Here is a 23,983-nt window from a genome sequence, read left to right on the forward strand (position 1 = left end):
GCGCCCTTAGTGCACTCCCCCATAATTTTCTTCGCGAATGATGCGAGGCGTCACGTCGCGCGGTTCAATACTGACAGGCTCGTAGATCACGCGCTTGCGCTCAGCGTCATAGCGCATTTCGACATGACCTGTAAGTGGGAAATCCTTGCGGAACGGATGACCAATGAAGCCGTAGTCTGTCAGGATGCGACGCAGGTCGGTGTGACCCTCAAAAAGAATGCCGTAGAGGTCAAATGCCTCACGCTCATACCAGTTGGCCGAGTTCCACAACTCATTGACGGATGGAACCACCGGAAAGTCATCGTCAGCGCAGAACACACGGACACGCACGCGCTGATTCAAGCTCACAGAGATCAAATGGGAGACCACCGCATAGCGCGCGCCTTCCCAGATGCCATCGCCGTAGGCAGAATAATCCACGCCACACAGATCCAGGAGCTGCTCAAAGCGGCAGCCTTCGCTGTCGCGCAACAATTTCATGACCGAAAGGTATTCGGATGGGCCCACGGTTACCGTGACTTCGCCCAGAGCAATGGCCACATTCAGAGCCTGCTCACCAAGGACAGAAACGATTCTGTCCTTCAGCGCTGCTGGCGTGATTGCATAGTCAATTGATTTATCTGCCATGCTCAAACCCGCGCAATGGTGTTGGTGCGGCGTACTTTTTGCTGCAACTGGATGATGCCGTAGAGCAAAGCTTCAGCCGTCGGAGGGCAACCAGGCACGTACACATCCACCGGCACGATGCGATCACAACCGCGAACCACTGAATAGCTGTAGTGATAGTAGCCACCGCCATTGGCACAAGAGCCCATGGAGATAACCCAGCGCGGTTCGGCCATCTGGTCGTAAACCTTACGCAAGGCCGGAGCCATCTTGTTGCACAAAGTACCGGCAACAATCATCAAGTCAGACTGCCGGGGGCTGGCGCGAAACACCTCGGCGCCGAAACGGCCGATGTCGTAACGCGCTGCTGCCGCGTGCATCATCTCGACCGCGCAGCACGCCAAACCGAATGTCACCGGCCAAAGCGAACCCGTCTTGGCCCAGTTCATCACCGAGTCAAAACTCGTGGTGACGAAACCCTTTTCCATCATGCCTTCGATCATGGCCGTTATCCTGCGTATTGTGGGATTGCGTGGATCACGTGCACTGTCACTCCCAATCCAGCGCGCCCTTTTTCCACTCGTAAACAAAGCCGACGACAAGAATGGCCAGGAAGATCACCACAGCAATAAAGCCGGTGAGCCCGACATCCTTGAGCGCCACAGCCCATGGGAAAAGAAAAGCGATCTCCAGATCAAAAAGAATGAACAGAATGGCAACAAGGTAATAGCGCACATCAAACTTCATGCGCGCATCCTCGAATGCCTCGAATCCACACTCGTAAGGAGAGTTTTTGGCCGCATCGGGCCTGTTGGGACCGAGAAAAGCCCCCATACCAAGACACAAGGCACCGACAGCAAGACCGACCAAAATGAAGAGAAGGACGGGCAGGTATTGAGCCAGGTTCATGGGGTTTGCTCTCTCGCGACTGGAGGGGCGAACCCCTCAGTACTTTTATGGTGCCGTCGGCGAGACTCGAACTCGCACAGCTTTCGCCACTACCCCCTCAAGATAGCGTGTCTACCAATTTCACCACGACGGCTAAGTCTGCTTAGGTAAGCTCCTCTTTAAAGGGATTTAATGCCTACCGAATTAATCTAGGAGTTTACCCTGAAAAACCATCACTTCCAGGGTGCACGCAAGGTTTTTTAGACATCTTGCACGAAGCTTACTTGGAAGGGATCTGCCCTGCCCCCGAAGCGGCTGGCGCTGGAGGCGTAGCGGGGGTTTGCGCACCCGCTGCAGGCGCAGTGGAACTACCGCCAGGAATGGCATTGGCGCCTGTAGCAGCAGGAGCACCAGATGCTGCCTGTGACGCGGCGGGAGCCACGACCGCGGCACGATCCAGCACGCTGCCGCCTGTAGGTGCCGTTGAGCGAACCCCTACGCCAAAATAGGCCAGTGCGAGCGTACAGGCAAAAAACACAGTGGCAAGGCCAGCGGTCGCACGCGAGAGGAAGTTGGCACTGCCGCTGGCGCCGAACAGGCTGCCGGAACTGCCACTACCAAAAGCAGCGCCCATGTCCGCACCTTTTCCGTGCTGGATGAGGATCAAACCAATCATGACCAACGCTGAAATGATCTGAGCCGCGAGCAGCAAGTTCAAAACGATATTCATTCAATTACTCCAATATTCGGATTCGCTGACGGGGTCTTAAGCCCGTGCAGCAGCAATGATCTTCAAAAAGTCAGCAGACTTGAGCGATGCCCCGCCAATCAGGCCGCCATCAATGTCCGGCTGTGAAAGCAGTTCACCGGCGTTCGCCGCGTTCATGCTTCCGCCGTAGAGAATACGCACCCGGTCAGCGTGCTCCGTAGCGGCTTTGATCTGCGCACGCAGCACGGCATGAACATTTTGGGCTTGCAGAGGAGTCGCTGTCTGCCCGGTTCCGATAGCCCACACGGGCTCATATGCAACCACTATTTCACTGATGCAGTGACCATTCAGATGGATCACGGCCGACAGCTGACGCTTGACGATGAATTCGGTCATGCCGGATTCGCGCTCTCGCAGGGTTTCACCCACACAGACGATGGGCGTGATGCCTGCAGCCAGCGCTCGCTTGGCCTTGAGCGCGACGTGCACATCGTTCTCAGCCTGGTGCTGGCGACGCTCACTGTGACCTACGATGGCATACCGCACACCGTAGTCTTTCAGCATTTCAGCCGACACATCACCGGTGTAGGCGCCGTTTTCATTCATGGAAACGTTCTGCACCCCGAGCTCAATAGGCGAGCCGGCCAACAGGTTCTGCAGTTGGGCCACATAAATGCCGGGTGGGCATAGGGCGACGTCACACGCAGGTTGCCCAATACCTTCCAGCAATTCGCGCACGAGCGCGTCGTTGCTGGCCAGGCTGCCGTTCATTTTCCAGTTACCGACGATCAGTTTCCTACTCATATCGCCATCCTTGTCAGTATTCTCATGATGCCTGCCAGTCCAGCACGATTTTTCCGATGTGCTGGTTGCTCTGCATCAACGCATGCGCGCGGGCAGCACCGCTAGGCATTCCGCCCTCGGCCAGCAAAGCCGGAAATACGCTGTGAATCACAGGTTTGATACGTCCGCTTTCCAGCCAAGGCCATACATTGGCCTTGAGCGCCTTTGCAATGGCCCCTTTGAATGCAATGGGACGAGGGCGTAATGTAGAGCCTGTGATGACCAAACGCTTGCGCAGCACTAAACCAGCGTTGAATTCCGCCTTGACCCCGCCTTGAACCGCAATGATGACCAGGCGACCGTCTTCAGCCAGACACTCGATTTCACGGCGAACGTATTCACCTGCCACCATATCCAGGACAACGTCGACGCCTTTACCAGCGGTCAGCTTCCTGACCTCTTCGGCAAAGTCCGTGGTCCTGTAATTAATGGCGTGATCGGCGCCAAGCGCAAGCATGGCAGCACATTTTTCATCAGACCCAGCAGTCGCAATCACGATGGCGCCAGCAGCCTTACCCATCTGGATCGCGGTCACACCTATGCCGCTGGTTCCACCTTGAATCAACAAGGTTTCTCCAGACTGCAAACGCCCCCGGTCGAACACATTGCTCCACACTGTGAAAAAGGTCTCAGGCAGAGAAGCAGCTTCGACATCGGAAAGCCCGCGAGGAACAGGTAAGCATTGCGCCACAGGAGCCACACATTGCTCGGCATACCCACCACCTGCAACCAGCGCGCAAACGCGATCGCCCACGGCCAGGCCGGCAGCTTGCATGGCCTCGAAATCTCCCGATTCGATGACGCCAGCGACTTCAAGCCCCGGTAGATCCGAAGCACCTGGAGGAACGGGATAGTTTCCGGTCCGCTGCAGGACGTCCGGGCGATTGACGCCGGACGCCGTGACTCGGATCAGCACCTCACCCTGCCCGACCGCAGGCGCGCTGCGCTCCGCAGGCACCAGGACCTCGGGAGCGCCGTACTCTCGGATTTCAATGCATTTCATACGCGAATGACCATTCACAGGCAAGTGTGGAGGCAGGCGCCGGGCGGTTGCTCCAACCGCGCCGGCACGGGCATCACTGTTGCTGTTGCTGCTGCTGATCAGCCGAGCGGTCCTCAGCGACGCGATTTTCACGCTCTGCGCGGGGTGGACGGTCACCACGATCGCCACGATCGCCACGATCGCCACGATCGCCACGATCGCCACGATCGCCACGGTCACCGCGGTCGCCACGGTCATCTCGGTCATCACGTGCCGGACGGTCAAGCAGCGCCTTCATGGACAGCTTGATACGGCCTTTTTCGTCAGTTTCGAGCACTTTAACGCGCACGATCTGACCTTCCTGGAGATAGTCAGAGACCTTTTCCACTCGCTCGTGGGCGATTTGGCTGATGTGGAGCAAGCCATCCTTGCCAGGCAACACGTTGACCAGGGCGCCGAAATCGAGCAGTTTGACCACTGGACCTTCATACACCTTGCCAACCTCAGCTTCAGCTGTGATTTCTTCAATACGGCGCTTGGCGTCGTCAGCCTTGGCGGCATCGCTGCTGGCGATGGTGATGGTGCCGTCTTCTTCGATATTGATCTGGCAGCCGGTTTCTTCGGTCAACGCACGAATGGTAGCGCCGCCCTTGCCGATCACGTCGCGGATCTTCTCAGGGTTGATCTTCATGGTGAAGAGCTTGGGTGCAAAGCTGGAAACCTCGGTTTTCGCCTCTCCCATGGCTTCCTGCATCTTTCCAAGGATGTGCATGCGCGCTTCCTTGGCTTGCGCCAGAGCAACTTGCATGATTTCCTTGGTGATTCCCTGGATTTTGATGTCCATCTGCAGGGCAGTAATACCGTTGGTCGTACCGGCCACCTTGAAGTCCATGTCACCCAGGTGATCTTCATCGCCCAGAATATCCGTCAGGACGGCGAACTTGTTGCCTTCCTTGATGAGGCCCATGGCGATACCTGCCACGTGCGCTTTCATTGGCACGCCGGCATCCATCATGGCGAGGCAGCCACCGCAGACCGACGCCATGGAGGAAGAGCCATTGGATTCGGTAATTTCACTCACCACACGAACGGTGTAGGGGAATTCCTCTTTGCTCGGCAAGCAGGCCACCAGTGCGCGCTTGGCCAGACGGCCGTGGCCGACTTCGCGGCGCTTTGTAGAGCCCATGCGGCCCACTTCGCCAGTGGCAAAGGGAGGCATGTTGTAGTGAAACAGAAAGCGGTCTTCAAACTCACCGGCCAGCGCATCGATGCGTTGAGCATCGCGTTCTGTACCCAGCGTAGTCACGACCAGAGCCTGGGTTTCGCCGCGGGTGAACAGCGAAGAACCATGCGTGCGTGGCAACACGCTGTTGCGGATCTCGATAGGACGCACAGTACGTGTGTCACGGCCATCGATACGGGGCTCACCCGCCAGAATCTGACCACGGACGATTTTGGCCTCTTGCTCAAACAGCAGGTTGTCGAGCTTGACCTCGTCAAACTCGGCGCCCTCGCCTTTCAAGGCTGTTTTAACGGAAGCGTATGCGTCACGTACGGCATGTGTACGGGCTTGCTTGCTGCGAATCTGGTAAGCGTCACGCAGTTTGCCTTCGGCCAGCGTGCCCACTTTTTCGATAAAAGGCTCATCCTTGACTTCAGGTGCCCAGGCACCGGTTTCAGTCCACAGCGGCTTGCCCGCTTCGCGCACCAATTCGTGAATGGCGTTGATGGCAATCTTGCCTTGATCGTGGCCGAACACCACGGCGCCCAGCATGACGTCCTCAGGCAGCTGCTGCGCTTCGGATTCCACCATCAGCACGGCGTTTTCCGTACCAGCCACCACCAGGTCCATCTGGCTGTTCTCGCGCTCGGAGCGTGCGGGGTTCAGGACATACTGACCGTTGATGTAGCCCACGCGTGCGGCGCCTATGGGGCCGTTGAAAGGAACACCGCTCACTGACAGAGCAGCGCTGACAGCGATCATGGCGGCGATATCGGCATCCACCTCAGGATTCAAGGAAACGGTGTGGATGACCACATGCACTTCGTTGAAGAAGCCTTCTGGGAAGAGTGGGCGGATCGGGCGGTCGATCAGGCGGCTGGTGAGCGTTTCGAGTTCGCTGGGCTTGGCTTCACGCTTGAAAAAGCTGCCGGGAATCTTGCCTGCTGCGTAAGTTTTCTCGATGTAATCGACCGTCAGCGGAAAGAAGTCCTGGCCAGGTTTGGACGACTTGCTTGCCACAACGGTGGCCAGCACCACGGTGCCGTCGATGTTGACCAGCACAGCGCCCGTGGATTGGCGAGCGATCTCACCCGTCTCCATGACGACGGTCTTGTCACCCCATTGGAAGGACTTCGTGACTTTATTGAACATGCTCATGTTTGCTCCTGGGTAAATTGGCAGCTCACAACGGAGCTGCGGAAGCTGAAGCCCGATTCAGAACACGATGCCATTCAAGCAAGCACCTCAGGACCAGAGGAGATTGTTGGAATGACACAGCTTCGCTCCAAAGCCGAACTTCTCGGAAAAAAAGTAAAAAAACGCCTGAGCCAAGCGAAGGCTTCAGGCGTTTTTCATTGAGCGCAGCTTACTTACGCAGACCAAGCTTGGCGATGAGTGCCAAGTAACGGTCGGCATCCTTGGACTTGAGATAGTCCAGCAGCTTACGGCGACGGCTCACCATGCGCAGCAGACCGCGACGGCCATGGTGATCCTTGGCGTGTTGTTTGAAATGGGGTGTCAGCTCGTTGATACGAGCGGTCAGCAGGCCCACTTGCACTTCTGGGCTACCAGTATCGTTGGCAGCGCGTGCGTTATCCTTGACCACTGCGGCCTTGTTCTCTTTGGAGATCATTCTCTTACCTTCGTTCCAAATGGTTTGACTTGCGTGGTGCGCCGGAACTGCACGCCACGTGCGTTTTGCGGAAATGCAAAACCTGTCGATTATAGCGGCACTTCGATAAAGGAATGAACCGACCGACTTGACAGACTCATTTACCGGGGTTGGGTCAAGGCAAGCTCTGCCAGCCATCGGGAAAGGCGCCGAACCCCCTCCTCCAGCCGGGTGATGTCTTTTGACGCGAAGCACCAGCGAAGCCAGCCTTCGGCTTCAGGTGCAAATGCGACGCCGGGTGCCAGGCCCAAACCAGCCTCCGCCACCAGACGCTTGGCAAGCTCCAGCGAATCATCATGGCCCTCTATGCGTAGGAAAGCATACATTCCTCCCGGTGCCAGGCTGGTCTTGACGCCGGGCAGCCCCTTGAGCAGCGGCACCAAGGTGTCTCGACATTTCTTCAGGTGGGCCACCACAGCTGGCGTGATGGCTTCTTGCGATTGCATGGCCGCCAAAGCGGCCCGTTGCACGAAAACCGGGGCGCAGGAGGTATTGAACTCCAGCAGCTTGCCTACCTGCGGCGTCATCGCTGGAGGCATCACCAACCAGCCCAGGCGCCATCCCGTCATCAAGAAACTTTTGGAGAAGCTTTGCACCACCACCAGCCTATCCTCTGGTCTCGCAAGATCGAGAAAGCTCGGCGCCGCCCCATCGGGGGTGTCGCCAGCGTAATAAAGGCGCTCATAGACCTCGTCTGAAAGAATCCATGTGCCGGTTTGCCGACAGTGATCGAGAATTTGCTGCTGTTCGGCTCTGGAGAGCGTCCACCCCGTGGGATTATTGGGCGAGTTGACGATTAACAGGCGGGTTTCGGGGGTTATGGCGGCTAAAAGGCCGGGGACATCCAGGCGCCAGACACCTTCTTCATCGGGAGCCAGGGCAACGCAACGCAGCTTGGCCCCCAGAATGAGCGGTTGCGCTGTGAGATTCGGCCACACGGGCGTGACAGCCACGACTTCGTCTCCAGCATCGACCAGGGTCTGCATGGCGACAAAAAGCGCACTCACCCCGCCGGAGGTCACAGCCAGGCGATCTGTACTGATTGGGCCATGCAAACTGCTCATATAGCGGGACAACTCCTCGCGCAGCACTGGCAGACCCAAGTTATGGGAATAGAAAGTCTCCCCGGCCTGCAGCGAGGCAATGCCTGCCTGCCGTATGGCTTCCGGCGTGACTTCATCGCTTTCGCCGAACCAGAAGGGCAGCACATCGGCCCGCCCCATACCGGCGTTGGCGACTTCGCGGATGCGGGATTCTTCGAGCTTCAATATGGCTTGGCGCATGGTAACGTGTTCAACTTTTTTTTCGGACTGACTTCAAAGCGGACTCGCATCTGAGCGGAAGGCCACTTGGAGCGGGCTCCATTTTCCATGACTCAAGCAACTAGAGCATCCCCTACTGTCACCTTGGCAGCCTTATTCCTGATGACCGCCATGATGGTCACCGCTCCCGCACACGCTGCTCGCAAAAAGCGTGATCCCCGCTCCGAGGCCTGCGCCGAAGAACTTGATCGAGGCTGCGCGCAACGCGCACGCCAGTCCCCTCACGTGAAGTTTGAGCGCCAGAGCCGTGAAAGCGCGCGCGATAAGGAGCGCAGGTTGATACGCGAATGCCGCAGCAGACCCAATGCCGGGGCTTGCCTGGGGTATGGGATTTAAACGTCGAACGATCCAGGGAGCCTCTCGGTTTTGCAGAGGCTCCTTAAATTTCTTCAAGCCCTGAGTAGATCGTCGCGCCGGCATGGATGATGCGCTTTGCATACTCCTTCAGCAATGATGGCTCTTCAATGCCCAAGGTTATGCGCACAGTTTCTCCACACTCACCAAAATTGGTGATATTGAATCCAAAGCTTGAGCGATCAACCGCGGACAAATCTTCAAATACGGGAAGGAATTTGGCCTCATAGAGTTCGGCATTGAGCGCTGCTCGCTCTTGGCTGGATACTTCGGCCTCGGTTTTCCTCAAGGTTTTGGCCAGATACGCATCCGTGAGCCTGAAACTCACATAAACGGTCTTTTCGTCCGTGTTGACGCATATCTCATAAGCATTTTTCCTGCCGTGGCCCCATGCAATCTCTGCCTCGAGCAGGGTACGGAGTAAAGCCGTATTCCTTCTGACTTTCTCAAGGTAGGCCAGGGAATACTGCAGATTTTTTCCGGAGAGCATGCGTGCGATATAGCCCTCGTCACCTTTTGGGACATACATGCGTTTGTCAACCATACTGGCTTGGAAATCAGCCCAATATGGCTGCTGATTGAAAATCGCGGCATAGCCGATATTGACCAGATCCATTCCGTTCTGAACGAACTTGGTGCCACTTTGCAGAAAGATCAGATTCAGGCGACCAGATTCAATGTGAGGTTTGGCTGCAAGAAGCGTCTCTCTGATTTGCGACTCGCCGAGATGGCTCAGGGTGACGTCCATGACAACGGTGCATTGACGCGGGCCGTCGAACCCGCTCTTGAGTTCGCGGGGAAAGAGATGATGGATGAGCGCAACAGGGTCATGCGCATGCACACTGAACTGAGCCGCATTGTTGGGATGCGGCTCCAGGACAACGAAGTCTTTCTCGATCAAGCCCGGATCTGTCACCCAGTCAAAACAGACAGGATCTTTGAAAAGACCTGGCGTTTCGTAGTATCCACCCGCCAAGTAAGCGACCGAGTTCTGCCCCGGCAGAGAAGCATAAATCTGCTCCAGCATGGCCAGGGCGTGAGGCGCGCGCTCAACTGTCAAAAGCTTGCTCAGCGCCTGCGCATCATCCATGGACAAGCCTGCGGTCCCGCCTGCAGGTGCGCTCAAAAGCAGAGATTCGACAGAACTTCGAAGCCCAGGACCTCTTCCGGCCCAGTCCTGTTGAAACAGGATTACTCTATGAATGTCCTGCATCGCCTGATAAAAATGCTCCATCAGCAAGGACCAGGCTTGCGGCTGGCTCTGCGCGCCTGCCATGATGCCCGCCTTGAATATCAGGTGTGCGGCATCCTCTAGTGTGTCTGTCAGGTCCCCACAAATCGTGGCTGGCAGACTGGGTTTCGCAAACTCCTCAATATCACCCATCAGATGGGATATGACCTGAATGTTTTGGACTAAAAAAAAGGGCAGTCCTTCAGTGCCGGCATTCAAACAATTCTCATAAGCCTGCCTGAGCCATTTGAGCTGCTCAAGAGAACTTCCCACCAGGGGATCAGACTCCTCCAGAACCATCAAGGTATTGGGCGCCAGATGGGTTTCAAAAAGCCCGCGTTGAACCGCCGTCGCTGATTCGCCGTGGAACGCGTTGTTCAGGGATTTCAACGCCCCGAGGATGTCACCTTCGCTGATTTTTCTCACCAGGCTCTGGGCACAGATCTCAGCGCATTCGCTCGGTGATGCACGCAAACCCTGGCGACCCAAATGGCCATCCATCTCGTCCAGGGTGACGCTCGTTTTGAGGATCAGTTGCACACGCAAGGACTCGATGTAGACGCTATGAAGACCCGAGAGGTGCAGGTTGTCCACGCCAGAAAGGCGTGTGAGCGTCATCCCTTTGTACTCCACGGCTCGGCTCACTGGGAAGACTAGAAAATCGTCCAGTTGCTGTGCTTTTTCCTTGAGCGCGTCTCGAAGCTGTTCGGTGCGCATGTCTGCAGCAGCCATCCAGAGGCCAGTGCGGACGGCCCGGCTATAGCCTTCCCGAACCAGGGGCGAGCGTGAGCGGTCCAATCGATCCGCATCCCCACTCCGATAGGTTGCCTGCAACTGCCCTCTCATGAGCTCTGACTTGAGCAGCTTTTCATACCGATTGGAATCTTGCCGAAACTCCTCTTTATTGAACGCCCTGCTGCCCAGGAGACTGAGCGTGCCCGCAAATGAATGGAACCAGTTTCTGATGGATTTGGCGTGCGGTGTCAGTTTCTCCACCAGCTTGAAAGACTCGCCGATATTGGAGCGGACCAGCTCGCAAGCGAATACATCCGAAGGCGCTGAAACCTGCGGCGAGGCAGGACTGGACTGGAAAATCAGGCCCTGATCGAGTTCAGCCATCCAATTGGAGTCGCGCTTCAACCCTTCGCACGAACGACTCATTTCAATTTTTTTATCCGCTGTCTTTGCGGGCGATGTGGACCTACAACCGCTGTAAATGGTCGATATCTCCCCGAATCCTGGCATGCCTTCTCCTGAACAAGGCGGTGCCTCCAGGAGGCCTGTCGGACTTGGAAATCGCCGGCTGCAAATGGACCGCTGCGGCCCATTTTCGCTTTCGGCGCTCCAAGTCCGACAGGCTCCTAGCACACGCGCGAAACCAGACTACCTCTTGGCAGCCATGCCAATGAGTCACAAAAATGGTGATGAGGTTCCATCTGGCGAAAAAACGCCAAGATGATCTTGCGCACAACTACCAGCGCCGCTTCGATTGAAATCGGCGGCACAACAAAAAAACCGAGGCGCACCTCGGTTTTTAGTTGACCAACGATCTTTACCCGATATGTACAGGTACAAAAATGCGTTGGCCATCGCGCTGAATCAGCAGGGCCACGGATTTGTCAGCCTTGGCGATCACGCTGCGAGCCTGATCGGCGTTGCTGACCGGCTGCCCATTGATCGACACCAGGACGTCACCGGCTTGCACACCCGCCAACGCGGCTGGTCCCGCGGCTTGCTCTATGAGCAGCCCACCTTCCACCTGGGCTTGTTGCCTCTCTTGCGGTGCCAACGGGCGAAGCGATAAACCAAGCTTTCCCTTCTGCACGTTGGCCGCGTCAGCCACCTGCTCTGTCTTGTCTTTGCTGCCACTCAACCGGGCTGTGACCTTTTCCGAACGGCCCGCACGCCAGATATCGAAGGTGACGCTGTCACCAGGCTTGGCCATGCCAATCTGCGCAGGAAGGTCGCCAGAAGCCACGATGGGCTGGCCGTTGGCTTGCAAGATGACGTCTCCCGTCCTCAGCCCCGCGAGTTCAGCTGCGCTGCCTTTTTCAACGTTCGCGATCAAAGCTCCTTCGGGTTTTGGCAGCTTGAAGGAATCAGCAAACGCCTGATTGACCTCCTGCACGGCCACGCCCAGTCGCGCATGCTCGACCTTGCCAGTCGCCACGATTTGGTCCTTCACCTTGGCGGCCAACTCGATGGGAATCGCAAAGGACACGCCCTGATATCCACCTGAGCGGCTGTAGATCTGCGAATTGATCCCGACGACCTCGCCCACCGAGTTGAACAGGGGCCCGCCCGAATTGCCCGGATTCACGGGGACATCGGTCTGGATGAACGGAACGGCACTGTCATCTGGAAGCGAGCGGCCTTTGGCACTGACCACACCGGCTGTCACTGTATTCTCAAAGCCAAATGGCGAGCCAATGGCGAGCACCCATTCGCCCTGCTGGAGGTTTTTACTGCTTCCCAGCGGCACAGTGGGCAGTCCTTTGGCATCGATCTTGAGCACTGCGACGTCCGTTTTGGGGTCCGCGCCAAGGACCTTGGCCCGGAATTCGCGCCGGTCGGTCAGCTTCACGGTGACCTCTTTAGCGCCTCGCACGACGTGGGCATTGGTCATGATCAGACCATCCGGACTGATGATGAAACCAGAGCCTACGCCGCGTGCGGGCATCTGCGGCGCCGCACCGCCTCTCTGGCCTGGGATCTGCCCGAACATACCAGGAGGAATGCCAAACTGGCGCAGCAAATCGTCCATGGAGCCTTCCTGTCCGCGCCGTTGCCGCGCTTGTGGCGCAGGCGCTTCATCTTCGTCATCGTCAGAGACTCTCTGCGTGCCACTGGTGCTGATGTTGACCACTGCAGGGCCATTTCGCGCCGTGATCGAGGCAAAACTTGGAAGGGTCTGGGTGGCTGCCGTGCCGGGGGCAGCTACCAAAGCGCCGGCCACGGGCGAAGATTGCGCCTGTGCTGGTGAGCTCATACGGTCCACTGCTGTCACACCTGCGCCGCCCAGCACGCCGGCAGCCAAAAGTGCAATGACGAGTTTTTTTGACTTCAGCTCGATCGTGTTCATGTCTGTGTCCTTTTCGGTTTATTCAATCGGGCCGCCAGTTGACGGTTGCATCGAATATGACGAAGGACACTTAGGCGAGGCTTAGGACCCGATCAGGAAATGTCACGGTGACCTTCAAGCCGCCCAGGGAAGGCGAATCTTCCAGTCGCACCTGCGCACCATGCCTGTCTGCCACTGCCTTGACGATTGCCAGGCCCAGGCCGCTACCATGCCCTGCTGCACCAGAAACCCGGTAGAAACGATCGAGCACCCGCTGGCGCTCCTCGGGCGGAATGCCAGGGCCGGAGTCTTCCACGGCAAGCCAAGGCTGCAGGGCTTTCGAGCCCGGGCTTTTTGGTTCGTCCACGTCCGTGAGGCCACGCCCCACCTGCACTTGAACCCGCCCTCCCTGTGGTGTGTGGCGCAAGGCGTTTTCAAGCAGATTGCGCAGGAGCACAGCCAAAGCCTGAGGTTGGCCGGAGACGATGGTCTCGTCATCTGGGGATGGGAGTACGACCAGAGTGATGCCTCGGGCTGCGGCATCGGCCGCGAACTCCTCCCGCGTCGCCTGGGCCAATCGGTTCAGATCTACGGTTGTGTGAGGTATTGCGTCACCCTGGCCACCTTCCTGTCTGGCGAGCGCGAGCAGTTGTTCGACCAAGCGCGTGGCCCGGTCGATGCCTGACAGCAGTCTCTCGCTCGCCACTCGACGAGCCTCGGATCCTTCAGCGCGTTGCAGGCTCTGCAATTGCAAGCGCAGCGCCGCCAGGGGCGAACGCAGCTCATGCGCTGCGTCGCCGGTAAAGTTCTGCAGTGCGTCCCACGCGGCTGCAAGACGCGACAGCAAGCCATTCATCTCCGTCACCAGCGGGAGTACTTCAGCCGGCAGGCCGTCTATAGCCAAGGAAGCCAGGTCATCGGCGCGCCGCGCAGCCACCTGGTGGCGCAATCGTTCCACAGGCGCCAACGCGTGCCCGATCACCCACCACACAATCAGCATAAGCAAGGGTGCCAAAGCTGCAATGGGAATGACCGCCCGGAGCGCAAGTCTTCCCGCAATCTGCCGCCGGGACGCAAGATCCTGGGCAATCTGGATCACCTGCAAGGGCGTCTGCAACGCATAAACCCGATAGATGGTCCCAGCCGCGCGCACGTCGGCAAAGCCCAACACCGCCTGCTGAGGCAGCAGCCGCGCAGAACGCGAACGATAAAGCATGGTCCCGTCCGCACGCCAGATCTGGATGATGAGGTGATCCGCCCCAGAGCCCTGGGCGAATGCATCGTCACCGAGGACCGCGGAAGCCAAGCCTCCGGTCAAGGAAAGGGCTATGCGCTCCATCTGGGCATCAAACACAGCCTCGGTTTCCGTACTGGCGGTCCGCCAGGTCATGGCCGCCTGCACGCAGGCGATGACCAGCACGGCCAGCAGCAGGAGGCTGGTCAAGCGCTTGCGCAACGAAGGTGCGGGCTTCGAGGTGCGTTCTGATGGCATCAAGGCCGGAATCAAAGCCTGTTCGCCATGTTCGCCGTGTTGGCCGTACCCGCGGTGGTGAGAGGCGGCACCCGATAGCCAAGGCCCCGCTGGTTTTCGATCAAGCCAGCACCCAGCTTCTTGCGGACACCGTGGATATAGACCTCAACCGCGTTGGAACTGATGTCGTCACGCCAGGAGTAGAGCTTTTCCTCCAGTTGCGCACGTGAAAGCACGCGCCCTGGCCGCGCCAGAAGAGGCTCCAGTACGGCCCATTCACGGGCGGACAATGTGACGGGCTCGCCTGCCAACGTGACTTCCCGCGTGGCTGGCTTGATGGTCACCTCACCCCATTCGTAGGCGGGTTCAGCCCGCCCATCGGCCCTGCGCAAGAGCGCCCGAATGCGCGCGAGGAGCTCATCCAGGTCATAGGGCTTGATAATGTAATCATCCGCACCGGCATCCAGACCCGCAACACGCTCGGAAACGGAGTCGCGCGCGGTGGCTATCAAAACCGGTAATCTCTGTTTGCGCGCCCGCAAAGTCCGCAGGACCTCTATGCCATCTTTGCGCGGCAAGCCGAGATCCAACAGCAATAAGTCATAGTGCGTGGTTGCCAGCGCCGTTTCGGCCATGGCACCGTCTTTGACCCAATCGACGGCCCACCCTTCGATGCGCAGTGCGTCCAGCACCACTTCGCCGATCATCGTGTCGTCTTCGGTCAGCAGAATACGCATCTACGCTATTTTGTCCTTTTTTTCCGCTATGTGCCAAACCGCCCGTTAGACTTGAGAGTCACATGGATTTGCTGACACTTCTTCTACTGCCCTTCGCTGGCGCCATTGTTGCCGCCCTGCTACCCACCCATGCGCGTAACACCGCAGCTACGCTGTCCGCGCTTGTAGCAGGTGCTGCCCTGGTTACCACGGCCCTGATGTTCCCCGAATTGCAGCAAGGCCAAGTGCTGCGCCAGGAGGTCTCGTGGATACCCTCCGCAGGTCTGAACCTGGTGCTGCGGGTGGATGGATTTGCCTGGATGTTCGTCACCCTGGTGACCGGCATCGGCCTGCTGGTGGCGCTGTATGCGCGCTACTACATGAGCAAGGAAGATCCAGTTCCACGCTTTTTCTCCTTCTTCCTGGCCTTCATGGGCGCCATGATGGGAGTGGTGATTTCTGGCAACCTGATTCAGCTGGTCTTCTTCTGGGAACTCACCAGCCTGTTCAGCTTTCTGCTTATCGGCTATTGGCACCATCGCAAGGACGCACGCAGAGGTGCCCGCATGGCACTCACCATTACGGGTGCAGGCGGATTGTGCTTGCTGGCTGGCGTGCTCATCCTTGGTCATATCGTGGGCAGCTACGATCTGGACGCCACCCTGGGGGCAGGCGATCGAATTCGTGCGCATTCACTCTATACGCCGATGCTGGTGTTGGTGCTGTTGGGGGCACTGACCAAAAGCGCTCAATTCCCGTTTCAGTTCTGGCTGCCGCATGCCATGGCTGCGCCTACCCCGGTATCGGCCTATCTTCATTCCGCCACCATGGTGAAGGCAGGCGTGTTTCTGATGGCTCGGCTCTGGCCCGCGTTGGCCGGTACTGAGCAGTGGTTCTGGCTGGTCGGGGGGGCTGGCCTCATCACCCTGGTGCTGGGCGCCTATGCGGCGATGTTCCAGAACGATCTGAAGGGCCTGCTGGCCTATTCCACTATCAGTCACCTGGGCCTGATCACCCTTCTGCTGGGTCTGAACCGCGATCTGGCAGCTGTGGCGGCGGTGTTTCACATCATCAACCACGCCACCTTCAAGGCCTCCCTGTTCATGGCGGCCGGCATCATCGACCACGAAACCGGCACCCGGGACATACGTCGACTCAACGGGCTGTATCAGGCGATGCCCATCACCGGGACGTTAGCGCTGGTGGCCAGTGCAGCCATGGCCGGCGTTCCGCTCATGAACGGTTTTCTCTCCAAGGAAATGTTCTTTGCGGAGACCATCGACCTGCACGCCCTACCCTGGCTCGACTACGGTTTGCCCATAGCGGCCACAGTGGCGGGCATATTCGCCGTCACGTATTCGCTTCGCTTCTCCTGGGATATTCTGTTCGGCAAACCGTCCAACGATTTACCGCGCGAGCCGCATGAACCCGTGCGCTGGATGCGTGTTCCGGTAGAAGTTCTGGTGCTGCTGTGCCTGTTGGTGGGTATTTTTCCTCAGTGGACCATCGGTCTGGCGCTCGATGTCGCAGCCCGTCCTGTAGTAGGCGGCGCTCTGCCTACCTATAGCCTGGCGGTTTGGCACGGTATCAATCGGCCACTGGTCATGAGCCTGGTCGCGCTGGCAGGCGGCGTCGTGCTTTACATGCTTTTGCGCCGGCAACTTGAAACAGGACGGTTTGACCAGCCGCCACTCATCCACCGCCTGGATGGGCAGGCACTGTTTCAGCGCACCCTGGTCATGCTGGACAAGATCGCACGGGCGTTACTCAAACTGTTTTCCTCTGCCCGTCTGCAACCGCAGATGTTGCTGGTGGTGCTGGCGGCCATTGTGGCGGCCTGGGCATCCCTGCGCCATGGGATTGCCTGGGGTGACCGCACTCGAGTGCCTGGTACTGTGGCGATGGCCCTGCTATGGATCATGGGCTGCATTTGCGGCGTAGCTGCAGCCAATCAGGCGAAGTTTCACCGCCTGGCCGCCTTAATTCTCATAGGAGGCGTGGGCTTGATCGTCAGCCTGACCTTCATGTGGTTTTCTGCCCCTGATCTGGCGCTGACCCAACTGGCGGTAGAGGTGGTGACCACCATACTGTTCCTGCTCGGACTGCGCTGGATGCCTAAACGGTTGCCGGTAGATGAGGCTTCGCCCAGCGTGCGTACGCGCTTGCGGCGTCTGCGTGACTTGGTGGTGTCTTTGGTGGCCGGCGGCGGTATGGCCGCACTGGCCTACGCCATGATGACGCGGCCCGCACCGCAGAGCATTTCTCCATTCTTCATTGACCGAGCACTGCCTGAAGGCGGTGGCACGAATGTCATCAATGTCATGTTGGTGGACTTCCGTGGATTTGACACCATGGGCGAAGTCACCGTGCTGGGAATTGTGGCGCTCACCATATACGCGCTGCTGCGCAGATTCAGGCCGCCAGGCGAGGTCAGCGAACTTCCCCCGCAGCAGCGGGCGGTGCCCCCTGATCTGGCCACTGACCTGATCAACCCACGTATCGCACAAGACACAGCCTTGGGCTACATGATGGTGCCTGCCGCGCTGGTGCGTCTTCTGCTGCCCATTGCCGGGCTGGTTGCCGCCTATCTGTTCATGCGCGGACACAATGAACCCGGCGGAGGCTTTGTAGCCGGGCTGGTCGTATCCATTGCTTTCCTCACGCAGTACATCGTCGCAGGCACGCACTGGGTGGAAGCCAATCTTCAGTTGAAGGTGATCCGCTGGATTGCCATCGGCATGTTCCTGGCCTTGTGCTGTGGACTGGGCTCCTTGTTCTTCGGTTATCCGTTCCTGACAACGCACACCGCCCACATGACACTTCCACTCGTGGGTGAAATACACATTGCGAGCGCTCTGTTCTTCGACGCGGGTGTGTTTGCAGTGGTCGTCGGCTCCACCTTGCTCATTTTGACGGCGCTGGCTCACCAATCAGTTCGTAGCCACAGGAAGCCGGCGAAGAAGGACGATGCAGAAGCTGGCGCAGGATCTTCGGCAGCCGGCGAGTCGGAACCGGGTAAAGGCAGTCCCCTGGCCGCCTCCGGAGGGACATTGAATTCAGGGCGAATCGATGCGCAGAGAGGAAGGGCGCTCTAATGGAAATCATTCTTGCCATGGTCATTGGGATCCTGGGTGGCTCGGGGGTATGGCTTGTCCTGCGTCCACGGACTTTTCAGGTCTTGATGGGCCTCAGCCTGCTCTCTTACGCCGTGAACCTGTTCATTTTTGCAATGGGCAGCCTTTCACTGGATAAGGAGCCCATCGTGACACCGGGCCTGGTGCCCAATCTGGAAAATTACACCGACCCCCTGCCCCAGGCGCTGGTCCTGACGGCGATCGTCATCGGCTTTGCTACCTCTGCTCTGTTTCTGGTGGTGTTGATGGCCTCAAGGGGTCTGTCTGGCACTGACCACGTCGACGGCGAGGAACGCGAATGAGTCGGTTGATTGAATGGCTGATGCCGCATCTGATCGTCGTCCCGGTCTTGCTGCCCATGGGGACGGCCATCTTAATGCTGCTGCTGGGAGACACGCGTCGACCGATCAAAGCGGTGGTCAATGTGGTTTCCTGCTTGCTGGGACTGTTCGTAGCGATCGCCTTGGTCTACTGGGCTCAAAGGATGGGAGGCCCGCAGGCGGTGGGTGTCTACCTGCCTTCCAATTGGCCGGTGCCCTACGGCATTGTGCTGGTGGTGGACCGCCTTTCCGCCATGATGCTGCTGCTTTCGTCGATTCTGGGCCTGGGGGGCCTGCTGTTTGCGGTAGCTCGCTGGCACAAGGCCGGTGTTCATTTTCATCCCCTCTTTCAGTTGCAATTGATGGGTCTGAACGGCGCATTCCTTACAGCGGATCTGTTCAACCTGTTCGTTTTCTTCGAGATCATGCTGACGGCCTCTTACGGCTTGCTGCTGCACGGATCAGGCTGGCCACGTGTGCGCTCCGGCCTGCACTACATCGCCGTGAACCTCCTGGCGTCTACCTTGTTCCTGATTGGTGTGGCCATTCTGTACGGCGTGACAGGAACACTCAATCTGGCCGACATGGCCATCATGGTGCCGGCCATCAGCGAAGGTGACCGTGGCCTGTTGCACGCAGGCGCGGCCATTCTGGCTATCGCGTTCCTGGTGAAAGCCGGTGCCTGGCCACTCAACTTCTGGTTGGCACCTGCCTACTCATCTGCCTCGGCTCCAGTGGCGGCCTTGTTCGCCATCATGACCAAGTTGGGAATCTACTCAGTGCTCAGGGTCTGGACGCTGCTTTTCCCTCAGGATGCAGGTGTTTCGGCTCTCTTTGGCGGTTCGGCATTGATATGGATAGGCCTGGCCACACTGGCATTTGGAGCCATTGGCATCATGGCGACACAGCGTCTGACGCGGATGGCGGCATTCTGCGTGGTGCTCTCCTCGGGCACTCTCATGGCCGCACTGGGCTTCGGTCAACCGGCGGTGACTGGTGGCGCACTGTATTACGCCTTGGGATCGACCCTGGCGATCAGTGCGTTTTTTCTGTTGATCGAGCTCATTGAGCGTTCCCGCGAGGAAGACGAGAAGCCAGCTTACGTCAGCGAACTGGAGATGGATGAAGCGTTCGGCTACCCGATTGACCTGGTACCCGCACGTGATGTCAACCTGGATGATGACGAAACCGCACTCATTGGCCGGGCGATCCCGGCTGCCATGGCCTTTCTAGGCCTCGCATTCATTGCCTGCGTCCTGACCATAGCCGGCCTGCCGCCGCTCTCAGGTTTCGTCGGCAAGTTCATCATGCTCTCCGCGTTGCTCAACCCTGCGGGCTTGGGCCATGGCGTGGGCAGCTCGCCCGAACTGGCGGAGTGGGCGCTTCTCATACTGCTGATCAGCGGCGGCCTGCTGACCACTATCGCGCTGTCGCGCGCCGGAGTCCGGTATTTCTGGGCGCCGCAGGATCGCCCCGTTCCCAGACTGCGTGTGATTGAAACCATCCCCATCGGTGCCATGTTGCTCCTGATAGCGGTGCTGGTGTGGCAAGCCGAAGCGGTTTTGCGCTACACCAATGCGGCCGCACGCGGGCTGCATGATCCCAAGGAGTACATCGGAACAGTGATCTCGACGAAACCCGTGCCGTCACCCACTGCATCTGGCGAAGGAGGTTTGCTCCGACCATGAAAAGACTTTTTCCTGCCCCTCTGCTCTCCGTCGCCCTGATCGTCATGTGGCTGGTACTGAACCGCTCGCTCAGCGCCGGACAGATCATTCTGGCCGTACTGTTTGGCGTTCTGATGCCCGTTCTATTCGAACCTCTGCGGCCCGGACGCCCGCACATTCGCCACCCATTGTTGCTGGCTCGCCTGATCCTGGTGGTGGGTTATGACGTGCTCCTTTCCAATATTGAGGTTCTACGAGGCGTTTTGCGTTCAGGACGGCGTCCACCTCAGAGCCGCTTCATCGTCATTCCCCTTGAGCTGCGTGACCCCGGTGCGCTGGCGGCGTTGGCAACCATTACCACGGTAGTTCCGGGCACCGTGTGGTGCGAGTTGGCGCGAGACGCCAGTTCCGTCCTGCTTCACGTATGGGACCTGGAGGAAGACCAGACTTACATTGACTTCTTCAAGGAACGCTACGAAGCACCGCTTTTGAAGATTTTTGAATCATGAGCGCATTACTCTCCTACTCCATCCTCTTTACTCTCTGTGCCTATGGCGTGGCGATGCTGCTTGCTCTGTGGCGCGTGCTGCGAGGCCCCTCAGCGCAAGACCGCGTGTTGGCACTCGATTTCATCTATATCGTTGGCATGCTGGTGGTCCTGGTCATTGGGATTCAGTACGCCAGCAGCACGTACTTCGAAGCCGCACTGCTGATTGCCTTGTTTGGCTTTGTCAGCTCCGCGGCCATGGCCAAGTTCCTGCTGCGCGGCGAGGTGATCGAATGACGCCAGAAGAAGCTGTGCCCCTCTGGGCAGAAATCGTCGTCGCCTGCCTGCTGATTACCAGCGCGCTTTTTGCGGTAACTGCGGCTTGGGGTCTGGTGAGGTTGAAAAACTTTTTCCAGCGCATGCACCCCCCCGCGCTGGGGTCTACAGGAAGTGCCTGGTGCGTCACGCTGGCCTCCATCGTCTACTTTTCAACATTGCAGGGAGAGTTGGTTCTGCACGTCTGGCTGATCATCATCCTGCTGTCGATCACGGTGCCGGTCACCGCCATGCTACTGGGCCGTGCAGCGCTGTTTCGAGGCAGGCAGTCTGGCAACACCAGCCTGCCGCCTGCGTTGCAGCCAAAAACCACGTACGAGCCGGGCATTGATGACCCTAGCCAGCCCGCGGAAGACATAAAGAAAATCATATAGCTCGGCGGCATAAATAGTATTTCTCTTTGGGCGGACGCTTCTTCATACTGAAGAGGCAGCAAGGGACCGCAAGTCCCCCTATAAAAGTCCCAGGAGACCCCATGAGCATGAGTCGTCGGCAGTTTGCCGGAGTTTTAGGCGCGTCTGCGCTGTGTGCAGCAGCGCCCTCTTTGGCGCAAGACAGGACCTTGCGCATACTGCTTGGCTACACCCCCGGCGGCGCCGTTGACACGGTGGCTCGAACCTTGGCGGATGGCCTTAGAAGCAGCGGATACACGGCCATCATTGAGAACAAGCCGGGAGCCAGTGGGCGCCTGGCCCTGGAGGCCCTGATTTCTGCGCCTGCCGACGGGACCGCTCTGCTCATGACTCCCATGGGCAACCTCACGCTTTATCCGCACGTGTTCAGAAACTTGCGCTATGACTCCCTGAAGCAGTTTGCAGGCGTCAACACTGTCTGCACCATGGGTTTTGCGTTGGCAGTGGGGGCCAACAGCCCGGCCAAGACGCTGGCCCAGTTCCTTGATATGGCTCGCAAGGATAATTCGCTGGCAGCCTACGGGACACCGGGGGCGGGAACGGCCATGCACTTCATAGGTCAACTGCTGGCCAAAGGTGGGCAAGTGCCTCTCACCCACGTCGCTTACAAAGGCGGCTCTGCAGCCGTGACCGATGCCATTGGCGGCACCTTGCCGGCCGTCATAACCACCCTGCCCAACCTGTTGCCCATGCACAGAGCAGGCAAACTGCGAATCCTCGCGATCTCCGATGACACGCCACTGGCCACCCTGCCCGGCGTGCCCACTTTCAAATCAGCAGGTTTCCCAGAATTGGTGGTCAACGAATCTTTCGCCTTGTTTGCGCGCTCGGGTACGCCCACAGCGGCCATTGCGCAGTTGAGCCAGGCGATTGGACAAGCCGTCAAATCCAGCAAAATCACGGCCCTGCTCGAGCAGCAGGAGTATCTGCCCCGCACAACCACGCCGGAAGCCCTGGACAGGCAACTGCGTGAAGAGCATGCACGGTGGGGCCAGATCGTGAAGACAGCTGGCTATACCCCGGAGGATTGAATGAACTCCTTCGCTTCATCTGCGCCACGGCGCAACGTCATCGTGATCATGTCCGACGAGCATGATCCCCGCATCATGGGTTGCGCTGGGCATGATTTCGTAAAGACACCGCACCTGGACTCGCTGGCCGCACGCGGCACGCGCTTCAGCAACGCCTACACGCCCAGTCCCATCTGCGTACCCGCGAGAGCTGCATTCGCCACAGGGCGCCGTGTGCACCAGACCCGCCACTGGGATAACGCCATGCCTTATGCGGGAACGCCCAGCGGCTGGGGTCATGTATTGCAGCGCGAGGGCATCCGGGTTGAAAGCATAGGCAAACTGCACTACCGAGCGGAAGAAGACCCTGCCGGATTCGACCGGGAACACATCCCCATGCACGTGGTGGGGGGCCATGGCATGGTGTGGGCATCCATTAGAGATCCCTACGTTTCCAGCCCATCGGACAAACGCATGCTCGGCGATCGAATTGGCGCGGGTGAATCGCCCTACACGGCCTATGACAGGGAAGTCACATCCCGGGCGCAGGGGTGGATTCGGGAAGCAGGTTTGCGGGAAAAAGAGTCCTTTGTCCTCTACGTTGGTCTTGTAGCGCCCCACTTCCCGCTGCTCGCCCCCCAAGAGTTTTTCAATCTCTACCCTCTGGAGAACTTGCCAACACCCAAGCTACACCCGACTGCCGGCTACATGCGCCACCCCTGGGTACAAGCCTATGCCGACTTCATGGACAACGAAAAGCAGTTCAAAAGTCCGACTGAAAGGCTGGAAGCTTTTGCAGCCTACTACGGCCTGTGCAGTTTTCTGGATCACAACGTGGGCTTGATTACCCAGGCTGTAGCCGATGCCGGGCTAACGCAAGAGACCACCATCATCTACACCTCAGACCACGGAGACAACTTGGGTACACGCGGGTTGTGGGGAAAGTCGACGCTCTATCAGGAAAGTGTGCGCGTGCCCATGATAGTGGTCGGACCCGGCGTGAAGCACGGCGTGTGCGAGACCCCGGTTGATCTGCTGGATCTGTTCCCTACGATTCTTCAGGCTGCAGGCGTTCCGCCCGCCCAAGAAATGGGAGACCGACCCGGTCAATCCTTGCTGGAGCTGGCCGCGGCACCGAGCCAGCCCGAACGCATCGTGTTCAGTGAGTACCATGCGGCCGGCAGTAATACGGCGGGCTTTATGGTGCGCAAGGGTCGATGGAAATTTCATTACTACGTGAGATTTCAGCCGGAGCTCTTCGATCTGCATGCAGATCCAGAAGAATTGAACGACCTCGCTGGCGACCCTGAGTACGCAGACAGGCTGCATGAAATGGAGGAGGAGCTAAGGCGCATCTGCGACCCTGAAGCAGTCGATGCTTTGGCCAAGAGCGACCAGCAAGCCCTGATAGAAGGGTTGGGAGGTCTTGAAGTCGCTGCCCGGCTGGGGGCCGGCGGAGCCACGCCCGTACCCCAACATCATCTGCAAGCCTCAGTCGCACCGGCCCTTTAGAAGCTTATTCGGCAGCGCGCCCTGTAT

21 protein-coding genes, 1 tRNA gene and 1 pseudogene are annotated in these 23,983 nt (G+C 58.5%); 9 read left to right on the forward strand and 14 right to left on the reverse strand.

Annotated elements, in window-relative coordinates:
• Window positions 1-6 precede the first annotated feature (6 nt).
• The 10 genes and pseudogenes from ABIE13_RS08300 to ABIE13_RS08345 all read right to left on the reverse strand — a co-directional run.
• Window positions 7-627, reverse strand: a complete 621-nt coding sequence (locus tag ABIE13_RS08300; protein ID WP_354442663.1) for an NADH-quinone oxidoreductase subunit C — start codon at window positions 625-627, stop codon at window positions 7-9.
• Window positions 628-629: 2 nt separating this feature from the next.
• The gene (locus ABIE13_RS08305) at window positions 630-1,109 is read right to left on the reverse strand and encodes a NuoB/complex I 20 kDa subunit family protein (RefSeq protein ID WP_231693005.1); all 480 of its coding nucleotides are present in this window, start codon (window positions 1,107-1,109) and stop codon (window positions 630-632) included.
• A gap of 46 nt (window positions 1,110-1,155) precedes the next feature.
• Window positions 1,156-1,515: an NADH-quinone oxidoreductase subunit A gene (locus ABIE13_RS08310; RefSeq protein WP_354442664.1), complete on the reverse strand. Its 360-nt coding sequence runs from the start codon at window positions 1,513-1,515 to the stop codon at window positions 1,156-1,158.
• Window positions 1,516-1,563: 48 nt separating this feature from the next.
• Window positions 1,564-1,648 (reverse strand) — tRNA-Leu (locus ABIE13_RS08315).
• 126 nt (window positions 1,649-1,774) lie between these two features.
• The gene (secG, locus tag ABIE13_RS08320; RefSeq protein WP_354442665.1) at window positions 1,775-2,224 is read right to left on the reverse strand and encodes a preprotein translocase subunit SecG; all 450 of its coding nucleotides are present in this window, start codon (window positions 2,222-2,224) and stop codon (window positions 1,775-1,777) included.
• 36 nt (window positions 2,225-2,260) lie between these two features.
• On the reverse strand, window positions 2,261-3,007 hold the full coding sequence (gene tpiA / locus ABIE13_RS08325; RefSeq protein ID WP_354442666.1) for a triose-phosphate isomerase: 747 nt from the start codon (window positions 3,005-3,007) through the stop codon (window positions 2,261-2,263).
• A gap of 22 nt (window positions 3,008-3,029) precedes the next feature.
• Window positions 3,030-4,049, reverse strand: coding sequence for an NAD(P)H-quinone oxidoreductase (locus ABIE13_RS08330; RefSeq protein WP_354442934.1), 1,020 nt, complete (start codon window positions 4,047-4,049; stop codon window positions 3,030-3,032).
• A gap of 73 nt (window positions 4,050-4,122) precedes the next feature.
• Entirely contained in the window at window positions 4,123-6,408 is a 2,286-nt protein-coding gene (gene pnp, locus ABIE13_RS08335; RefSeq protein ID WP_354442667.1) for a polyribonucleotide nucleotidyltransferase, read from the reverse strand.
• A gap of 208 nt (window positions 6,409-6,616) precedes the next feature.
• Window positions 6,617-6,883, reverse strand: a complete 267-nt coding sequence (gene rpsO, locus ABIE13_RS08340) for a 30S ribosomal protein S15 (RefSeq protein WP_354442668.1) — start codon at window positions 6,881-6,883, stop codon at window positions 6,617-6,619.
• A 140-nt stretch (window positions 6,884-7,023) separates the two neighbouring features.
• Window positions 7,024-8,214, reverse strand: a pseudogene (locus ABIE13_RS08345) (pyridoxal phosphate-dependent aminotransferase); the annotation flags it as partial.
• A 78-nt stretch (window positions 8,215-8,292) separates the two neighbouring features.
• Between ABIE13_RS08345 and ABIE13_RS08350 the strand changes: the two are divergent.
• Entirely contained in the window at window positions 8,293-8,580 is a 288-nt protein-coding gene (locus ABIE13_RS08350; protein WP_354442669.1) for a hypothetical protein, read from the forward strand.
• A 43-nt stretch (window positions 8,581-8,623) separates the two neighbouring features.
• Here ABIE13_RS08350 and ABIE13_RS08355 read toward each other — a convergent pair whose 3' ends face one another.
• From ABIE13_RS08355 to ABIE13_RS08370, 4 genes are all read right to left on the reverse strand, one after another.
• Window positions 8,624-10,990, reverse strand: a complete 2,367-nt coding sequence (locus ABIE13_RS08355) for a hypothetical protein (RefSeq protein WP_354442670.1) — start codon at window positions 10,988-10,990, stop codon at window positions 8,624-8,626.
• 391 nt (window positions 10,991-11,381) lie between these two features.
• Window positions 11,382-12,911, reverse strand: a complete 1,530-nt coding sequence (locus ABIE13_RS08360; protein ID WP_354442671.1) for a Do family serine endopeptidase — start codon at window positions 12,909-12,911, stop codon at window positions 11,382-11,384.
• A gap of 70 nt (window positions 12,912-12,981) precedes the next feature.
• The gene (locus tag ABIE13_RS08365) at window positions 12,982-14,382 is read right to left on the reverse strand and encodes an ATP-binding protein (RefSeq protein WP_354442672.1); all 1,401 of its coding nucleotides are present in this window, start codon (window positions 14,380-14,382) and stop codon (window positions 12,982-12,984) included.
• Window positions 14,383-14,393: 11 nt separating this feature from the next.
• Window positions 14,394-15,098, reverse strand: coding sequence for a response regulator (locus ABIE13_RS08370; RefSeq protein ID WP_354442673.1), 705 nt, complete (start codon window positions 15,096-15,098; stop codon window positions 14,394-14,396).
• A 62-nt stretch (window positions 15,099-15,160) separates the two neighbouring features.
• On the opposite strand from ABIE13_RS08370, the gene ABIE13_RS08375 reads away from it, so the two are divergent.
• The 8 genes from ABIE13_RS08375 to ABIE13_RS08410 all read left to right on the forward strand — a co-directional run bounded on the left by ABIE13_RS08375 (window position 15,161) and on the right by ABIE13_RS08410 (window position 23,956).
• Entirely contained in the window at window positions 15,161-18,172 is a 3,012-nt protein-coding gene (locus ABIE13_RS08375) for a monovalent cation/H+ antiporter subunit A (protein WP_354442674.1), read from the forward strand.
• A complete protein-coding gene (locus ABIE13_RS08380; RefSeq protein ID WP_354442675.1) occupies window positions 18,172-18,513 on the forward strand; it encodes a Na+/H+ antiporter subunit C in 342 nt (113 codons plus the stop codon). Before ABIE13_RS08375 ends, ABIE13_RS08380 begins: the two co-directional genes overlap by 1 nt.
• A complete protein-coding gene (locus tag ABIE13_RS08385) occupies window positions 18,510-20,219 on the forward strand; it encodes a monovalent cation/H+ antiporter subunit D (RefSeq protein ID WP_354442676.1) in 1,710 nt (569 codons plus the stop codon). Before ABIE13_RS08380 ends, ABIE13_RS08385 begins: the two co-directional genes overlap by 4 nt.
• On the forward strand, window positions 20,216-20,707 hold the full coding sequence (locus ABIE13_RS08390) for a Na+/H+ antiporter subunit E (RefSeq protein ID WP_354442677.1): 492 nt from the start codon (window positions 20,216-20,218) through the stop codon (window positions 20,705-20,707). The genes ABIE13_RS08385 and ABIE13_RS08390 overlap by 4 nt, the downstream gene beginning before the upstream one ends.
• A complete protein-coding gene (locus ABIE13_RS08395; RefSeq protein WP_354442678.1) occupies window positions 20,704-20,982 on the forward strand; it encodes a K+/H+ antiporter subunit F in 279 nt (92 codons plus the stop codon). Before ABIE13_RS08390 ends, ABIE13_RS08395 begins: the two co-directional genes overlap by 4 nt.
• The gene (locus ABIE13_RS08400) at window positions 20,979-21,395 is read left to right on the forward strand and encodes a Na+/H+ antiporter subunit G (protein ID WP_354442679.1); all 417 of its coding nucleotides are present in this window, start codon (window positions 20,979-20,981) and stop codon (window positions 21,393-21,395) included. Before ABIE13_RS08395 ends, ABIE13_RS08400 begins: the two co-directional genes overlap by 4 nt.
• A 101-nt stretch (window positions 21,396-21,496) precedes the next feature.
• Window positions 21,497-22,465: a tripartite tricarboxylate transporter substrate-binding protein gene (locus ABIE13_RS08405; RefSeq protein WP_354442680.1), complete on the forward strand. Its 969-nt coding sequence runs from the start codon at window positions 21,497-21,499 to the stop codon at window positions 22,463-22,465.
• Window positions 22,466-23,956, forward strand: coding sequence for a sulfatase-like hydrolase/transferase (locus tag ABIE13_RS08410; protein ID WP_354442681.1), 1,491 nt, complete (start codon window positions 22,466-22,468; stop codon window positions 23,954-23,956). It begins immediately after the preceding gene.
• The last annotated feature ends 27 nt before the right edge of the window (window positions 23,957-23,983 follow it).

The organism is Ottowia thiooxydans, assembly GCF_040548795.1.
GTDB classification, from domain to species: domain Bacteria; phylum Pseudomonadota; class Gammaproteobacteria; order Burkholderiales; family Burkholderiaceae_C; genus Ottowia; species Ottowia thiooxydans_A.

Bases quoted from the DNA above. Each gene is read 5' to 3' on its own strand.
- ABIE13_RS08360 (WP_354442671.1), bottom strand. From the start codon at position 12,911: ATGAACACGATCGAGCTGAAGTCAAAAAAACTCGTCATTGCACTTTTG.
- ABIE13_RS08330 (WP_354442934.1), bottom strand. From the start codon at position 4,049: ATGAAATGCATTGAAATCCGAGAGTACGGCGCTCCCGAGGTCCTGGTG.
- ABIE13_RS08300 (WP_354442663.1), bottom strand. From the start codon at position 627: ATGGCAGATAAATCAATTGACTATGCAATCACGCCAGCAGCGCTGAAG.
- secG (WP_354442665.1), bottom strand. From the start codon at position 2,224: ATGAATATCGTTTTGAACTTGCTGCTCGCGGCTCAGATCATTTCAGCG.
- ABIE13_RS08305 (WP_231693005.1), bottom strand. From the start codon at position 1,109: ATGATCGAAGGCATGATGGAAAAGGGTTTCGTCACCACGAGTTTTGAC.
- ABIE13_RS08410 (WP_354442681.1), top strand. From the start codon at position 22,466: ATGAACTCCTTCGCTTCATCTGCGCCACGGCGCAACGTCATCGTGATC.
- ABIE13_RS08405 (WP_354442680.1), top strand. From the start codon at position 21,497: ATGAGCATGAGTCGTCGGCAGTTTGCCGGAGTTTTAGGCGCGTCTGCG.
- ABIE13_RS08390 (WP_354442677.1), top strand. From the start codon at position 20,216: ATGAAAAGACTTTTTCCTGCCCCTCTGCTCTCCGTCGCCCTGATCGTC.
- ABIE13_RS08350 (WP_354442669.1), top strand. From the start codon at position 8,293: ATGACTCAAGCAACTAGAGCATCCCCTACTGTCACCTTGGCAGCCTTA.
- ABIE13_RS08375 (WP_354442674.1), top strand. From the start codon at position 15,161: ATGGATTTGCTGACACTTCTTCTACTGCCCTTCGCTGGCGCCATTGTT.
- ABIE13_RS08385 (WP_354442676.1), top strand. From the start codon at position 18,510: ATGAGTCGGTTGATTGAATGGCTGATGCCGCATCTGATCGTCGTCCCG.
- rpsO (WP_354442668.1), bottom strand. From the start codon at position 6,883: ATGATCTCCAAAGAGAACAAGGCCGCAGTGGTCAAGGATAACGCACGC.
- ABIE13_RS08310 (WP_354442664.1), bottom strand. From the start codon at position 1,515: ATGAACCTGGCTCAATACCTGCCCGTCCTTCTCTTCATTTTGGTCGGT.
- ABIE13_RS08365 (WP_354442672.1), bottom strand. From the start codon at position 14,382: ATGCCATCAGAACGCACCTCGAAGCCCGCACCTTCGTTGCGCAAGCGC.
- ABIE13_RS08370 (WP_354442673.1), bottom strand. From the start codon at position 15,098: ATGCGTATTCTGCTGACCGAAGACGACACGATGATCGGCGAAGTGGTG.
- ABIE13_RS08380 (WP_354442675.1), top strand. From the start codon at position 18,172: ATGGAAATCATTCTTGCCATGGTCATTGGGATCCTGGGTGGCTCGGGG.
- ABIE13_RS08355 (WP_354442670.1), bottom strand. From the start codon at position 10,990: ATGAGTCGTTCGTGCGAAGGGTTGAAGCGCGACTCCAATTGGATGGCT.
- ABIE13_RS08400 (WP_354442679.1), top strand. From the start codon at position 20,979: ATGACGCCAGAAGAAGCTGTGCCCCTCTGGGCAGAAATCGTCGTCGCC.
- pnp (WP_354442667.1), bottom strand. From the start codon at position 6,408: ATGAGCATGTTCAATAAAGTCACGAAGTCCTTCCAATGGGGTGACAAG.
- tpiA (WP_354442666.1), bottom strand. From the start codon at position 3,007: ATGAGTAGGAAACTGATCGTCGGTAACTGGAAAATGAACGGCAGCCTG.
- ABIE13_RS08395 (WP_354442678.1), top strand. From the start codon at position 20,704: ATGAGCGCATTACTCTCCTACTCCATCCTCTTTACTCTCTGTGCCTAT.